The sequence below is a fragment of the Paraburkholderia sp. SIMBA_027 genome (assembly GCF_046535315.1).
Classification (GTDB): Bacteria; Pseudomonadota; Gammaproteobacteria; order Burkholderiales; family Burkholderiaceae; genus Paraburkholderia; species Paraburkholderia tropica.
Genome location: NZ_JAWRWY010001027.1, coordinates 1 through 257, shown reverse-complemented (window position 1 = coordinate 257; position 257 = coordinate 1). Strand labels below are relative to the sequence as shown.

1 pseudogene is annotated in these 257 nt (G+C 59.5%); it reads right to left on the bottom strand.

The annotated features are described in order from the left end of the window. Positions 1-257, bottom strand: a pseudogene (locus tag SB764_RS42230) (polyphosphate kinase 2); the annotation flags it as partial.

Here is a 257-nt window from a genome sequence, read left to right as displayed (position 1 = left end):
CACATCGCTGATGATGTTGAGCCGCGCGCGGCGCTTGTCATTCGAATTCGCCACGTACCACGGAGCGATCTCGGTGTCCGACGCCTCGAACATTGCGTCGCGCGCACGCGAGTAGTCATACCAGCGGCTATAGGATTTCAGGTCCATATCCGTGAGCTTCCACACCTTGCGACCGTCGTGGATGCGTGCTTCAAGACGGCGGGTCTGTTCCTCGGGGCTGACTTCGAGCCAGTATTTGAGCAGGATGACGCCGGATC